This window comes from Sphingobacterium sp. WM (assembly GCF_029542465.1).
Lineage (GTDB): Bacteria > Bacteroidota > Bacteroidia > Sphingobacteriales > Sphingobacteriaceae > Sphingobacterium > Sphingobacterium cellulitidis.
In genome coordinates, this window is the sequence record NZ_CP120709.1 from 3,037,795 (window position 1) to 3,052,448 (window position 14,654).

Annotated in this window: 12 protein-coding genes; 8 read left to right on the forward strand and 4 right to left on the reverse strand. The window is 39.5% G+C overall.

Translation table 11 applies throughout. From position 1 onward, the window contains the following. The 3 genes from mrdA (at nt 1) to PZ892_RS13000 (ending at nt 3,876) form a co-directional block, all read left to right on the forward strand. On the forward strand, nt 1-1,980 hold the full coding sequence (mrdA, locus tag PZ892_RS12990; protein WP_182499677.1) for a penicillin-binding protein 2: 1,980 nt from the start codon (nt 1-3) through the stop codon (nt 1,978-1,980). Next, nucleotides 1,973-3,253: a rod shape-determining protein RodA gene (gene rodA / locus PZ892_RS12995; RefSeq protein ID WP_094256095.1), complete on the forward strand. Its 1,281-nt coding sequence runs from the start codon at nt 1,973-1,975 to the stop codon at nt 3,251-3,253. The genes mrdA and rodA overlap by 8 nt, the downstream gene beginning before the upstream one ends. 206 nt (nt 3,254-3,459) lie before the next feature. Beyond that, the gene (locus PZ892_RS13000; protein WP_094279923.1) at nt 3,460-3,876 is read left to right on the forward strand and encodes a GxxExxY protein; all 417 of its coding nucleotides are present in this window, start codon (nt 3,460-3,462) and stop codon (nt 3,874-3,876) included. Nucleotides 3,877-3,966: 90 nt separating this feature from the next. Here PZ892_RS13000 and PZ892_RS13005 read toward each other — a convergent pair whose 3' ends face one another. The 3 genes from PZ892_RS13005 to PZ892_RS13015 are packed head-to-tail and all read right to left on the reverse strand — an operon-like array spanning nt 3,967 to nt 6,343. Continuing rightward, complete coding sequence (locus PZ892_RS13005; RefSeq protein ID WP_182499678.1) at nt 3,967-4,833, reverse strand: nucleoside phosphorylase; 867 nt, start codon at nt 4,831-4,833, stop codon at nt 3,967-3,969. Beyond that, complete coding sequence (locus PZ892_RS13010; RefSeq protein WP_094279921.1) at nt 4,830-5,447, reverse strand: YigZ family protein; 618 nt, start codon at nt 5,445-5,447, stop codon at nt 4,830-4,832. The genes PZ892_RS13005 and PZ892_RS13010 overlap by 4 nt, the downstream gene beginning before the upstream one ends. Further along, nucleotides 5,444-6,343 (reverse strand): EamA family transporter, encoded by a 900-nt coding sequence (locus PZ892_RS13015; RefSeq protein ID WP_229678362.1) that lies wholly within the window; start codon nt 6,341-6,343, stop codon nt 5,444-5,446. Before PZ892_RS13015 ends, PZ892_RS13010 begins: the two co-directional genes overlap by 4 nt. Before the next feature lie 559 nt (nt 6,344-6,902). Between PZ892_RS13015 and PZ892_RS13020 the strand changes: the two genes are divergently transcribed. The 5 genes from PZ892_RS13020 (at nt 6,903) to PZ892_RS13040 (ending at nt 12,150) form a co-directional block, all read left to right on the forward strand. After that, nucleotides 6,903-7,733 (forward strand): prephenate dehydratase, encoded by an 831-nt coding sequence (locus PZ892_RS13020; protein ID WP_094256100.1) that lies wholly within the window; start codon nt 6,903-6,905, stop codon nt 7,731-7,733. A 41-nt stretch (nt 7,734-7,774) separates the two neighbouring features. Then, the gene (locus PZ892_RS13025) at nt 7,775-8,881 is read left to right on the forward strand and encodes a chorismate mutase (protein ID WP_094256101.1); all 1,107 of its coding nucleotides are present in this window, start codon (nt 7,775-7,777) and stop codon (nt 8,879-8,881) included. Between the two features lie 2 nt (nt 8,882-8,883). Then, complete coding sequence (locus PZ892_RS13030) at nt 8,884-10,137, forward strand: 3-phosphoshikimate 1-carboxyvinyltransferase (RefSeq protein WP_182499679.1); 1,254 nt, start codon at nt 8,884-8,886, stop codon at nt 10,135-10,137. 62 nt (nt 10,138-10,199) lie between these two features. Beyond that, nucleotides 10,200-11,297: a chorismate synthase gene (aroC, locus tag PZ892_RS13035; RefSeq protein WP_094256103.1), complete on the forward strand. Its 1,098-nt coding sequence runs from the start codon at nt 10,200-10,202 to the stop codon at nt 11,295-11,297. Beyond that, nucleotides 11,287-12,150 carry an ROK family protein gene (locus tag PZ892_RS13040; protein ID WP_094279917.1) on the forward strand — a complete coding sequence of 288 codons (864 nt, stop codon included), beginning with the start codon at nt 11,287-11,289 and terminating at the stop codon, nt 12,148-12,150. Before aroC ends, PZ892_RS13040 begins: the two co-directional genes overlap by 11 nt. Before the next feature lie 18 nt (nt 12,151-12,168). Here the strand turns inward: PZ892_RS13040 and PZ892_RS13045 are convergent, their stop codons facing one another. Next, complete coding sequence (locus PZ892_RS13045) at nt 12,169-14,586, reverse strand: alpha-ketoacid dehydrogenase subunit alpha/beta (protein WP_182499680.1); 2,418 nt, start codon at nt 14,584-14,586, stop codon at nt 12,169-12,171. Between the last annotated feature and the right edge of the window lie 68 nt (nt 14,587-14,654).

Below are 14,654 nucleotides of genomic sequence, written 5' to 3' on the forward strand. Positions count from 1 at the left end.
ATGAACAATAGTTATTTCAACCGTAAGTTCGTTATTCAAGGAATTTTTATTGCAATTGCCTTAGTTATTGTTGCAAGGCTATTTTACATACAGGTTATTGACGATAAGTATTTACTATCCGCCAATAACAATGTCATGCGTAAGAAAATCATTTATCCTGCGCGTGGAGTTATCTTGGACCGAAATGGCAAGGTACTGGTTCAAAATGAACCGGTCTATGATATCATGGTTACTCCCAGAGAGGTAAAGGATTTAGATACCCTTTTACTTTGTGATTTATTGGGGATTGATACGGTTGATTTCAATGTTCGGATGAAAAAGGCCAAAGCACATTCTCCATACCGCGCATCACAATTCATGAAGCAAGTATCTTCGACCGTGTATGCAAAATTCCAGGAGCACCTTTATAAGTTCCGCGGATTTTATCCTTTGAATCGGACTGTCAGAAGTTATCCGGATAGTATTGCGGCACAATTCCTGGGTTATATCCAAGAGGTAAATGATCGAGATATCGAAAGGTCCAATGGATTTTATCGTCCTGGAGATTATATTGGAGCATCAGGAGTCGAGCGTGCTTATGAGGAATTATTAAGAGGAAAACGTGGGGTTGAGAACCAGATGGTTGATGCCCTGAACAGGCCTCAAGGTAGTTTCATGGAAGGTAAATACGATACCTTGGCGGTAACAGGAGACGGATTAGTTTCTTCATTAGACAAGGATTTACAGATTCTTGCGGAAAAGCTGATGAAGAATAAATTGGGTTCTGTCGTTGCCATAGAACCTTCTACAGGTGAGATTTTAAGTTTTGTAAGTAGTCCTTCTTACAATCCAAATATGATGGTTGGTCGGGAATTAGGAAATAACTATATGAAGTTATTGAATGATGAGACCAAGCCGATGTTTATCCGCCCTATTCAGGCATCTTATCCTCCGGGTTCTGTATTTAAGGTTGTTTCTGCATTGACAGCACAACAAGCCGGTGTGATCAATGACCAAACGATATTTTACTGTCCAGGTGGTTACCGTTATGGCGGTGGTCGTGCGATTATGCGCTGTACCCACGTCGATGGTGCAACAGGATTGGTTAAATCCATTAAAATGTCATGCAATACCTATTATGGGTATGTCTATGCAAAAATGATCGATTCCAGAGGAATGAGTGGTCCAAAAGCCTATGACCTATGGAAAGAAGCTTTGGGCAAATTTGGTTTAGGCCATAAGTTAGGAATAGATCTACCGGGTGAAAAACCAGGATTGGTCCCTACATCAGATTTTTATACTAAGCGATACGGCAGTGGAAATTGGCGTTCAAGCTTTAATATCTCCTTATCTATTGGTCAGGGAGAGTTGGGGATTACGCCTTTGCAGATGGCTAATATTATGGCTATCGTAGCAAACCGCGGATTCTACTATCGCCCGCACCTAATCAAAGGTATTGGTGAGAAACAGATCGTGAAGGAAGAATTCACGGAAAAGATTTTTGCCGGTGTTGATGCAAAACATTATGAACCTGTCATTGAGGGGATGAGCCAAGCCGTGAACCAAGGTGGTACGGGAGCAGCATCGAAGATTGCGGGCATAGAGATGTGTGGTAAGACCGGAACGGTTCAAAATCCACATGGTGAGAACCATGCTGTATTCTTTGCCTTTGCCCCACGTGATAATCCGAAAATTGCCATTGCGGTTTTCGTGGAGAATGCAGGCTATGGTGGTACATGGGCCGCACCTATTGCGAGTATGATGGTAGAGAAATATCTGAAGGATACCATATCCTTACCAAAGTACATTCAGGATAGAATTTACAATGGCAACCTAATGCCGAAACCAAAAGTAAAAAAGGAAGATAGTATCAAAAAGGATAGTACAAAGAGCAAATCTGCCAAAACACAAACTGTACGCACGGCAGCGGTTTCGCCTAAGAAAAACGAAGATTCAGGCGTATTAGTTCATCATAGTCAAGTGAGAAGGAACCATGAATAATTTGCATAAGAAAAGTTTTTTTGGACGAATTGATTGGTTGACCATTGGATTATGGCTTGCACTATGTCTGATAGGATGGTTCAATATCCATGCTGCAGTGTATGATCCTGAAAATCCAGGCTTGTTCAACTTGGCGACAAACTATGGTAAACAATCCATTTATATCTTCACCGCATTAATCATCGGAATCTGTATTCTGATAATTGATTCGCGGTTTTTTATATCCTCCGCCCCTATTATCTACATTGTGGTTATACTCCTGCTGGTCGCCGTACTGGTGGTCGGTCGAAATGTAGGTGGTAACCAGGCATGGATTCCATTGGGAAGCTTCAGGCTCCAGCCTTCCGAATTTGGAAAACTAGCAACCTGTCTATTGTTGGCCTATTACCTCAGTAACCAAACCAACAAAAACCCCAATATGAAGACACTGTTCGTCGGTGTTTGTATCGTCTTGTTTCCAGTGGCCTTGGTTATGTTGCAGCCCGATACAGGTTCTGCACTCGCCTTCTTCTCCCTGGTATTTGTATTCTATAGAGAAGGTTATGTAAGTACCGGATTGCTAATCATCGGTGGTTTGGCCATCTTCTTATTTGTATTGGCACTTCTGGTCAATCAGTGGATCCTGATAGGAATACTTGCGTTGGTTTGTGGTTTCTTCGCCTTTATGATGCGTAAGAAACGTAAGAACCTTATCAATATGGCGATCCTATTCGTGGTTTCCAGCGTTTATATTCTCTGTGTGGACTTTGCCTACGAACAGATTCTACAACCGCATCAGCGAAATCGTATCGATATTATCCTAGGTAAAATGGATGACCCTAAAGGTCAAGGTTACAACTTAAACCAATCCATGATTGCCATTGGTTCCGGTCAATTATTTGGTAAGGGCTACCTTCAAGGGACTCAAACCAAATACAATTTCGTTCCAGAACAAAGTACCGACTTTATTTTCTGTACGGTCGGTGAAGAATGGGGATTCGTCGGATCCGTAGTGCTGATTTCACTCTATGTCGCGCTATTGGTTCGATTGGTGAATATCGCAGAACGCCAAAGAACTGCCTTCGCCAGAATCTATGCCTATGGCGTAGCCTCTATCCTCTTCTTCCACTTCTTTATCAATATAGGGATGACGATAGGTATTGTACCTGTAATTGGGATTCCGCTTCCATTTATTAGTTATGGAGGGTCATCGCTCTGGTCATTTACTATTTTACTATTTATTCTGTTGAGATTCGACTCCGCAAGGAAAGGGATCGGTGGGGTGGGCTTTTAGCCAGGAATTTCAGGATTTGAGGATGGGCCAAGATTTGAAAGGAAAATGTGGAACCGGAAATGTGAAACGGGGAATTTGATATGGCGAATGGGACAGTAAGGAAGTCAAGTTATTATTTAATTGAATCGTAACTTATATTCATGTTTTGTTATTTTATTTTCCAGTATTTTTAGTTGTTATATCTATTAATAGCAACGAATTGGAAGATGAAGTATCCTATAGAAAATTATAATCATTTAACAGATCTGACAGGAAGAATTATTGGCTGTGCAATGGAAGTCCATCGGACTTTGGGTGGTGGTTTTCAAGAGTTGATTTATCAACGCTGTTTGGCGTTGGAGATGAAAAGTCAGAATATTGCGTACAAGCGTGAAATGGAAATGACTATTATGTATAAAAACACCAAAGTTGGAACAAGGAGAGTTGATTTTTTTGTCGAAAATAAAATTATGGTGGAACTCAAAGCCTTAAGTGGCTTAGAAAACTTGCATCTCGCTCAAGCCAAAAATTACCTCGAAGCCTACAACGTAAATATTGGTTTACTCATTAACTTCGGAAATACCCGACTTGAATTCAAACGTATCTACAACAAAAACTTCAATATCAATGCAGAAAACAGTTAGTCAAAATTAACACAAGTTATCCCTCCTTCAAAAGTACTCCAATAAGCCGTTTTACTTTCTTTCAGCTCATGGCCAATCCTCTAATCCTATTTATCTATCATGGCTCAGTCTATTAATCACCATCCTAATTGCCTTATCAACTATTTCCTGAGGATTTTTGCTAAATGACTCATTCACTCTGCTTGCAAGGATTGCATTGATTGAAATTGCGTGGTGACCAAACATATTACTTAAGGCATATATGCCTGCGGTTTCCATTTCGAGGTTTGTGATATTACGTCCTTCGATATTGAAGCTATTGGCGTTTTTGATCAGGTCGGGATAGGTATTATTGGATCTGACATTTCTACCTTGTGGGCCATAGAATCCTGGGGCGGTCATGGTGATGCCTTTAGGAAGGTCGAAGGCAAATTTATCTAGAAGTTTTTGGGATGCTCTACCGATATATGGCTTGAAGGTAAGGCCTTTAAAATGGTTGATTACAGCTTCCTGTAGTTCTACTTCGGGCTGTGTATAGGGCTTTTTATAGTATTGCATTAAGGTATCAAAACCTATGGCATATTCAGATGCGAGAACAGTTCCCATAGAAATATTTCCTTGGATGGAACCGGATGTTCCGATTCTGATAATATCCAATGATTTGATTTCGGGCTTTAAGGTTTTGGTTTTAAAGTCAACATTGACCAAGGCATCCAATTCATTGAGGACAATATCTATATTATCCGTTCCGATTCCGGTGGAAATAACAGTAATCCGTTTTCCATTTACGGAGCCAGTATGGGTAATAAATTCGCGTCTACCTTTTTTTATTTCGATATTATCAAAGTATTTGGATACTTCAGGAACACGGTCAGGGTCACCAACAAAAATAATGGTATCGGCAATATCAGATGGCAATAAATTCAAATGGTAAATACTTCCATCGGAATTAATAATTAGTTCAGAATCGTTAATCATATGGTTCGCAAGTAATTGATCTCTACCCCCTCAATCTTCTCCATTCTCCCGATCACTTCATTTACTTGTAATTTACGGATTTCAAAAGTAATTTTACAATTCGTATCAAAATCTTGACTTAAAACCCCTAAGTCCGTTTCTTTAACGATTCGCATGACATCATTCATCTGTAAATAATCGAATTTTAATTCATAAACATCATTAACAGTTTTTTCTACAATTTGAGCATTTGCCAAAGCTTCTTGTGTTGCTGTTTTGTAGGCATTGATTAAACCGGGCACTCCTAATAAGGTACCTCCAAAATAACGAACGACTACCACCAAAATATTGGTTACATCCATGGAGAGCAGTACATTCAGGATTGGTCTTCCGGCAGTACCAGAAGGTTCACCATCATCATTCACTCTAAAAACGGACCTATCAGGGCTTAGTCTATAGGCATAGCAATGGTGTCTGGCTTTTGGGTGCTGCGATTTTAGATCGGCAATAATATCTTTCAGGTTTGCCTCATCTTTGAAGGGATAGGCATAAGCAATAAACTTACTTCCTTTGTCCCTAAAAATACCTTCGGCAGGGAATTCAATAGTTTGGTATGTATCTTCAAATAAACTCACAGCAATGCAATTAATAAAACTGAAATAATGGCCAAAAATAACCCTATTTTATTGTAAACACTAAGTTTCTCCTTAAATAGTAGTACTCCGGCAATTGCCCCGACAGCAATTACTCCGATATTCATTCCTGTAAACACTAGGGATGGACTATCAGGAAGTGCCTTATGAGCTTTCATATAGAACACGATATTTCCGAAATTGAAAATTCCAAGGATGGCACCATATAACAAGGATTTCTTATCAAACGTTTCCTTTCTAATGAACAATAAATAAAGAAGAAAAATAAGGGCAAATCCCAATGCTAAGGTAAAGACTATCCATAAAGAAGACATGTAGCTGATCTGCGTATGAAGAGCAATCTGCTTGAATATTATATCGATGATTCCCATTCCAAAAAATACCAGCAAGGGATAAATCCAGGTATTCTTACCTTCTGACTTATTGTTTTTACTCCAGCCTATCGAAAACACAATGGCCAGGAGTCCTACGGCAATACCAATAAATTTTTTGGATTCAAATTGTTCATTCATCCAAAAGTAAGCAGCAATGAGAGGTATAAACAAGGATAATCTTTGAGCGACCTCAGTTTTCACGATTCCACCAAAGCGAATGGAAAGCGCCAAACAGATAAAGATAAATGGCAATAGAAAACCTAGGGGTAAATATAGATTCCAGGGAAGATTTGATGTCCAGGGAATGATTTGAGGTTTTAGGACGAAATAAGTCAGCAAAAGAGCAACTGGGTAGTTCCAAACCAACAATTGCAGATAATTTACTCCACGTTGTCTTGCTAGCTTAATAATAATAGCTACAGTCACCGAACAGAGGACAGAAATTAGAATATAGAACATATATTTTTCACTCTTCAGAAATCGTACAAATATATCCTTTTCCATTTATCATCATGAAATGAAACATTTTATTAAGCTTTCATTAAGAAAATAACAATAAAATATTATCGATTTTCGAACATTTCACCTCATTTTTAATATTATTTTTAAATGTTTTTTAGGTATATTTTTTAAGTAAATTTCCATCATATTTTAAGCAATTTTTACTCCTGTTTTTTAAACTAAAAATAACACAAAAAGCGCCTTTAAGTGCATAAAAACGATTTTTACTGAAATAATAAGTATATTTTTTCGAGTATTTTCATCATTTTTTAGGCTATTTTTCAGGTTATTTTTTATTGTTTTTTACCTTATTTTTTCACATATTTTTCACTCAAAAACAATATTTTTTAAAAAATATTTTGCACTTAATTAAAGAAGTTCTATATTTGACAACAATAACAAGGGAAATGAACAAACAATATACATATATCAACTTTTGGTTCTTTTATTTTAAAGATAAGAGCTGGGACTAGTATATGGTATTTAGAAAATATTAAGGGGTCCCAGCTGAAAAGTTTGGGACCTTTTTTATTGACAATATAAAAGCATTAGAAGACATACAATGAGTGAGAAAATAAAGATTGCCATCCAAGGAGTTAAAGCTTCCTTTCATGAAGAAGCAGCTTTCAAATATTTTGGAAAAGAAATTGAGACCCTTGAATGCTCATCCTTTAAAAAGACTTGTGATTTACTGAAACAAGGCAAGGCAGATTATGTAGTGATGGCGATTGAGAATTCCATAGCAGGAAGTATCTTACCGAACTATAATTTACTCAGGGATTACCGCTTTCATATCATTGGTGAGGTTCATTTGAATATACAGCAACACTTATTAGCCTTACCTGGGGTAAAGCTATCGGATATTCATTTTGTAGAGTCACATCCTATTGCGATTCGTCAGTGTGATGAGTTTTTAAGTGATCATCCAGAATGGACCATCAAGGAAGGAATGGATACTGCAGCATGTGCGAAGAAGATCTTGGATGAAAAATTAACCCAGACGGCGGCAATTGCGAGTGAGGCAGCAGCCAAACTATATGGGTTAGAAATTTTAGAAAAGAGAATTGAGACCAACAAAAAGAATTCCACTCGTTTTCTGATTCTATCGAATGAGTTGGAGGAACAGAAAAATGCGAATAAAGCCTCTCTATCTTTCCAAACCTCCCATGCTATCGGGGCATTAGCGATGGTGTTACAATGTTTTGCTGAGCAAAATGTAAATCTCAGTAAAATTCAATCCATGCCGGTTGTAGGCAGAAGAAACGAATATGATTTCTATGTCGATGTGGAATGGAAAAAGCAAGCAGACTATGATGCTGCGATAAGAAAAGTACTTAAGCATACGGTGAACTTCAGTATCATGGGCGAGTACTTAAAGAACGAAAAAATCTAAATCAACATAATTAATTAAGTAAATAATCAAAAAAAAATACGATGAAACATTCATTAGACATTCTTCCATTAAAATCTTGGTTAGACACCGGAGATAAACCTTTAATCATTGCCGGTCCTTGTAGTGCTGAGACAGAAGAGCAATTAGTTTCTACTGCACATTTATTAGCGAACACTGGAAAGGTGAATGTTTTACGTGCGGGCATTTGGAAACCACGTACTCGTCCAGGGGAATTTGAGGGTATTGGCAGCATTGGATTAGAGTGGATGAAGAGAGCGAAAGAGGAGACTGGATTATTGACAGCGACAGAAGTAGCGACGGCGAAGCATGTTGAGGAGGCCTTAGCAGCAGGGATTGATATCTTATGGATTGGAGCTCGTTCAACGGCTAACCCATTCACGGTACAGGAGATTGCAGACGCGTTGCAAGGTGTTGATGTACCCGTTTTGATTAAAAACCCGGTTAACCCAGATTTATCCTTATGGATTGGAGCTTTAGAGCGTGTAAACAGAGCTGGAATTAAGAAATTAGCGGCGATTCACCGTGGATTCTCTTCTTTCGAGAAAACTGCTTTCCGTAATGAGCCAATGTGGGATATTGCAATCCAGTTAAAAGCTATTGCACCAGAATTACCTATCATCAATGACCCAAGTCATATTTGTGGTAATCGTGAATTGATTCCATACGTAACGCAAAAGGCAATGGATATGGATATGCAAGGATTGATTATTGAGTCACATATTGATCCATCTGTAGCATGGACAGATGCGAAACAACAAGTTACTCCAGCTGCATTAGCAGAATTATTGGATAGCGTTGCGGTTCGTAAGCCAGAATCAGATAACCCAGCGTTTGAAGATAAATTAGCAGAATTGCGTGGTCAAATTGACAAATTGGATGATCAAATCATCAAGCAGATTGCAGACCGAATGAAGATTGCTGAGAAAATCGGTGAATTCAAGAGAGATAACAACGTTACTATCCTTCAGATTAACCGTTGGGATGAGATTGTTCAAAAACGTATTCAATTAGCGAAAGCATTAAACTTAAGTGAAGAGTTCACGACAAAATATTTAGAGTTGTTGCATAACGAGTCGATTCGTAAGCAAAACGAGGTTATGAACACTAAACCGGTTGCGGAGGCATAAGAATGACGGCGAAAAGCTTAATTTTAACCCATCCTTCGCACAAGATTAAAGGCACGGTTCAGCTTACTGGTTCCAAATCAGAGAGCAACCGTGCTCTTATTATCAGAGCATTGAGTAAAGGGCTTGTACAAGTAGAAAATCTCTCTGAAGCAGCAGATACAGTAACCCTAAATGCAGCTTTAAACCAAGCTAACAACGCAGATTCAGCGATTACAACAATTGATATTGGTCCTGCAGGAACAGCTATGCGTTTCCTGACCTCCTACCTGAATTTAATAAAAGGCAACTTTATTCTGACTGGAACTGAAAGAATGCAACAAAGACCTATTGGTATCCTAGTGGATGCTTTGAAAGACTTAGGTGCAGACATTCATTATGAAAACAAAGTTGGCTATCCTCCATTGAAAATTGAGGGGGGAATGATCCAAGGAAAGGAACAGATTTCGATTCAAGGGAATATCAGTAGCCAATACATTTCCTCACTCCTATTAATTTCATCTTCCTTAAAAAAAGGTTTAACCATCAATATCCTAGGAGAATTGACCTCGAGACCTTATGTTACGATGACCTTGGAGATGTTGAAGGAATGTGGAATTCAGTATGAGTTTACAGAAAATAAAATTCAAATATCAAAACAGCCATTTTCAGCCTCTACCATTTATGTAGAACCCGATTGGAGTGCAGCTTCCTATTGGTATTCGATAGTGGCATTATCCAAGGATGGTCATATCGTATTACCGGGACTAAAGGAAAGTAGTTTGCAGGGAGATATGGCAATTGTTGAAATAATGACTCATTTTGGAGTAGAATCCAGTTTTGAATCCGACGGCTTACACCTTAGAAAGGTGGATACAGGTTCTGACAAGACCTTATTTGATTTCAAGGAATGTCCTGATTTAGCGCAGACGGTTGTTGTAATAGCTTCGGCATTGAAGAAAGATGTTTCCTTTACAGGATTGGAGACTTTAAAAATCAAGGAGACTGATCGGATTTTAGCCTTACAGACTGAGATTGGCAAATTTGGCGCAGAGTTGATAGCGGACGGGGAAACCTACCATTTAAAAACTGCGAAGGTAAAAGATCCTGGGAACTTAACTTTTGCGACCTATGAAGATCATCGGATGGCGATGGCATTCGCGCCATTAGCGATAGTCTTTAGCGAGGTTATTATAGAAGAGCCAAATGTGGTAGAGAAATCCTATCCGATGTTTTGGCAGCATTTAGAAGAGCAAGGCTTTCAGATTTCAGAAAAATAATATTCTGGCAAGCTAATCAAACTTATTATCAATTTTTATATATTTACGGGCATTATCGAATTATGGCAGGAAATACTTTTGGAGATTTATTTAAGATAAGCACTTTCGGGGAATCACATGGAAAGGCGATTGGGGTGATAGTAGATGGATGTCCGTCATTGGTTGAAATTGACGAGGAATTTATTCAATCGGAATTAGACAAGCGACGTCCAGGACAATCCAAAATCACCACTCAACGAAAGGAAAGTGATACTGCGCAAATCTTATCGGGAACTTTTGAAGGAAAATCCACAGGCACGCCCATTGCCATCGTGATTCCTAATGAGGACCAACGCTCCAAGGATTACTCCCATATTCAGGATAAATTTAGGCCATCACATGCCGACTATACCTATCAGGTAAAGTATGGTATTCGTGATTATCGCGGTGGAGGACGTTCTTCAGCTCGAGAAACTGCGGCACGTGTTGCGGCTGGCGCTATTGCCAAGTTATTTTTAAAACAATATGGAATCGAAATATTTGCCCATGTTTCGTCTGTAGGTAACATTGATTCTCCAAATCTTGATCTTAAGGATCTTTCTAGATTATTGGAAATCCGTGAGAATAACATTGTACGATGTGCTGATCCGGCGAGTGCTTCAGAAATGGAGGAATTTATCAACCAGGTTCGCAAGAATGGAGATACTGTTGGAGGAGTAATTTCGACGGTCATCCGCAAAGTTCCGGTAGGACTTGGGGAGCCAGTTTTTGACAAATTACACGCGGACCTTGCCAAGGCTATGATGAGCATCAATGCTGTTCATGGATTTGAGTATGGTTCAGGGTTTGAGGGTTCAAAGATGTTGGGTTCAGAGCATAATGATATCTTCATCAATCAAGAAGATGAGATAAAAACAATAACCAATTTTTCAGGAGGAATTCAAGGCGGGATCTCCAATGGAATGGATATTACCTTTCGGACAGCATTTAAACCCGTTGCGACGATCATGCGTGATCAGAGCACCATTGATGCAGTAGGGAATGAAACCAGTATTTCCGGTAAAGGCCGTCATGATCCTTGTGTAGTACCTCGGGCAGTTATTATTGTGGAGGCGATGGCAGCCCTAGTAATAGCTGACCATTTATTAAAATATAAGGCCTATTTAAAGAATGCAGAATAGCAATTATATTCTTTCGTGTGATATTGGCGGAACCCATATCACATCTGCAATTGTGGAGAAAGATACGTGGAAAATTTTAAACGAGACCATCACTCGTTCGCATGTAAATTCGCTGGAAAATGCTAAATCGATTTTTCATGACTGGACTTCGAACATGAAGTCATGTCTAGAAAAGACTGATTTAGAAGTAGTTAACATTGGAATTGCAGCCCCAGGTCCATTTGATTATGAAAAAGGAATTGCCTTAATGAAAGGGCAGTCCAAATACGATAGCATTTATAACCTGGAAGTAACTGCACCTATTTTAGAAGGTTTAGGTCAAGCAGATTTGAAGATATTATTTATCAATGACGCTGCGGCCTTCTTACAAGGAGAGGTTTTTGGATGCGGACTAGAGCATAAAGAGCGGATTTTAGGGATAACCCTTGGAACAGGATTAGGGAGTTCGGTATGGAATCAAGGGGACAAAGCATTTGATGCGGATCTTTGGAATACAGCTTACCGTGATTCCATCTATGAAGAATATCTTGTGACGCGATGGTTTGTAAAAAGATTTGAGGAGTTAAGCGGCTTAAAAGAGAGTGGATTAAGAGAGATCCTTGAAAAACATGGGGAAAGTGCGGAGGTTTCCCAATTACTTTCAGAATATCAAGAGCACCTATTAAACTTCATGAACTTCTTTAGTCAGAAGCATGATTGTAAGTCTTTTGTAATTGGGGGTAATATTGTTAAGGCTTGGGATCGTATTTTTCCGGATAAAACAGTATTGGCGGATTTTGATGTTCAGATCGGTCAATATCAAGAGCATGCTGCGATTATTGGCGCGGCATCTTTATTTACCAACGGACACTAAGAAAAGGAACATTTCCTCCTAGAAGATAGGAGGAAATGTTGTTGGATTACTATCTACCATCATCTGATAAGCCGTTTCAACGACATCATCAACAGCAGGTTTAGTAAAATAATCACCATCGGATCCATAAGGAGGACGATGAGCTTTCGCCGAAAGCGTTTTAGGTTGGCCATCCAAATGGTAATAACCACCTTGTTTCTCTAATATTTCATGGGTTATGTAAGCCGAAGCTCCTCCGGGGAAGTCTTCATCTACTACCAATAATCTATTTGTTTTCTTCAATGATTCAACAGAGATCTGGTCTCTATCAAAAGGTTGAAGACATTGCGCATCAATTATTTCAATGGAAACACCTAATTTATCCAATTCTAAGGCAGCTTCCTGTACTATCCGAAGGGTAGAACCGTAAGATACCACGGTAATGTCTGAGCCTTCTCTAATCTTTTCAGCTTTACCAATTGGCACAGTGAACTCACTGATATTGTTTGGCATCTTTTCTTTCAAGCGGTAGCCATTCAAGCATTCAACGACTACAGCAGGTTCATCCGATTGCAGGAGGGTATTATACATACCAGCTGCTTGAGTCATATTTCTAGGCACACAGATATGCATTCCTCTCAATCCACCCAATAACACGGACATAGGGGAACCGGAGTGCCAGATTCCTTCTAATCGATGTCCACGGGTTCTGACGATCAAAGGAGCTCTTTGTCTTCCTTTGGTCCGGTAGCTCAAGCTTGCAAGGTCATCACTTAAGACAGGCATTGCATAAATCAGATAATCCAGGTATTGGATTTCCGCAATAGGTCTAAATCCTCTAATCGCTAGTCCTATCCCCTTCCCTATAATTGCAGATTCACGAATTCCGGTATCAAATATTCTTTGGCTACCGAATTCATCCTGTAGGCCGGCGAAACCTTGGTTCACATCGCCTATTTTACCTACATCTTCCCCGAATGCCAACAATCGGGCATCGTTATGAAAATTAGCTTTAAAACAAGCATTCAGCACTTCTCTTCCATCTACGATAGGGGAATCGTTATCATACTGAGGCGCAATTGTTTCAACCGCTAAAGGGGAATATTTGGTATCTACGAAAAGTTTATCGTTAAATCTATCGTGGTTAATTTTTTGTTTTTCCCGGAACCAAGCGATCAGTTCATCCTTGCCAGGAACATCGATTCCTCTAAGTTCACGGATTACACGGCGAACATTAACATATACCTCCTTTAGGGAAGGCTCTGTTGTTGAAAGCAAGGTTTTTAAAGGGATTTCTGCTGCGTGGTGGTTAATACCTTCCAATTTAGCAATGGCTTCCTGCAGGTCAACCTGTAGGGTTTTGCGATAATCGGTCCAGGCACGTTTTTGTTCCTTACGAACAAAGTCTTTTGCTTCGGCATCAATATCAGCCAACTCTTCTTCAGTTGCCATTCCAGATTCGATTAGCCAATCGCGCATTTTCTGATTACAATCGAAATCAGTTTCCCATTGCAATCTTTCTTCCGATTTATAGCGTTCATGCGATCCAGAAGTGGAGTGGCCTTGCGGCTGTGTCATTTCCACTACGTGAATCAAGCATGGTTTACTTTCATTTCTAGCGAGTTCAGCAGCTTTTTCATAGACTTCACAAAGGCCGGCATAATCCCATCCTTTGACCCGGAATATTTCAAAGCCTTGACCGGCTTCATCTTCCTGAAACCCTCTTAATACGGCGGAAATATCGCCTTTAGTAGTTTGGATTTCATTAGGCACGGAGATTCCATAGCCATCATCCCAAATGGAGATGACAACGGGTAATTGCTTCACTCCGGCAGCATTTACTGTTTCCCAGAATACCCCTTCAGATGTTGCGGCATTACCGATTGTACAGAAGACTACTTCCTGGCCATTATTTGAGAATTTCTCTTTATGGGATAAGTTTGGATTGTTTTTATACAATTTCGAGGCGAGCCCCAATCCTAGGATTCTGGACATTTGTCCACCTGTTGTTGAGATATCGGAAAAGCAGTTTACCTGGGCTGTTTGATCAATCCATTCACCGTTTTCATCAATGATAGGGGTTGCGAAGTGAGCGACCATTTGTCTTCCTGCGGAGGAAGGTTCGGCCTTGATATCGGGATTAGCATATAATTGAGAGAAAAAGTGATAGATATTGCTAATTCCTAGCGCGAAGGCCAAGGTTTGGTCCCTATAATAGCCTGATCGCCAATCGCCGGGTTTGAAGACCTTTGACAGGGCAATTTGGGCTAATTCCTTACCGTCTCCGAAAATTCCAAATTTCGCTTTACCGGTTAGCACTTCTTTTCTTCCAAGGAGGCTAACATATCGGCTTTGGGTGGCTAGTTTATAATCTTCAATGAGTACCTGGCGGAATTCCTCGTAGCTAATTTTTGATGTATTGTATTGCACTGATCGTGTCGTATTTAAATCTGACATTAAAGTGGTTCCTTTTTTAACAAAAATAAGAAAATAAACCAGTTTATCTTAGCCAATTTCAGGATTAT

Coding starts and splice junctions, on each gene's coding strand:
- mrdA (WP_182499677.1), top strand. CDS start 1: ATGAACAATAGTTATTTCAACCGTAAGTTCGTTATTCAAGGAATTTTT.
- rodA (WP_094256095.1), top strand. CDS start 1,973: ATGAATAATTTGCATAAGAAAAGTTTTTTTGGACGAATTGATTGGTTG.
- PZ892_RS13000 (WP_094279923.1), top strand. CDS start 3,460: ATGAAGTATCCTATAGAAAATTATAATCATTTAACAGATCTGACAGGA.
- PZ892_RS13005 (WP_182499678.1), bottom strand. CDS start 4,833: ATGATTAACGATTCTGAACTAATTATTAATTCCGATGGAAGTATTTAC.
- PZ892_RS13015 (WP_229678362.1), bottom strand. CDS start 6,343: ATGGAAAAGGATATATTTGTACGATTTCTGAAGAGTGAAAAATATATG.
- PZ892_RS13020 (WP_094256100.1), top strand. CDS start 6,903: ATGAGTGAGAAAATAAAGATTGCCATCCAAGGAGTTAAAGCTTCCTTT.
- PZ892_RS13025 (WP_094256101.1), top strand. CDS start 7,775: ATGAAACATTCATTAGACATTCTTCCATTAAAATCTTGGTTAGACACC.
- PZ892_RS13030 (WP_182499679.1), top strand. CDS start 8,884: ATGACGGCGAAAAGCTTAATTTTAACCCATCCTTCGCACAAGATTAAA.
- aroC (WP_094256103.1), top strand. CDS start 10,200: ATGGCAGGAAATACTTTTGGAGATTTATTTAAGATAAGCACTTTCGGG.
- PZ892_RS13040 (WP_094279917.1), top strand. CDS start 11,287: ATGCAGAATAGCAATTATATTCTTTCGTGTGATATTGGCGGAACCCAT.
- PZ892_RS13045 (WP_182499680.1), bottom strand. CDS start 14,586: ATGTCAGATTTAAATACGACACGATCAGTGCAATACAATACATCAAAA.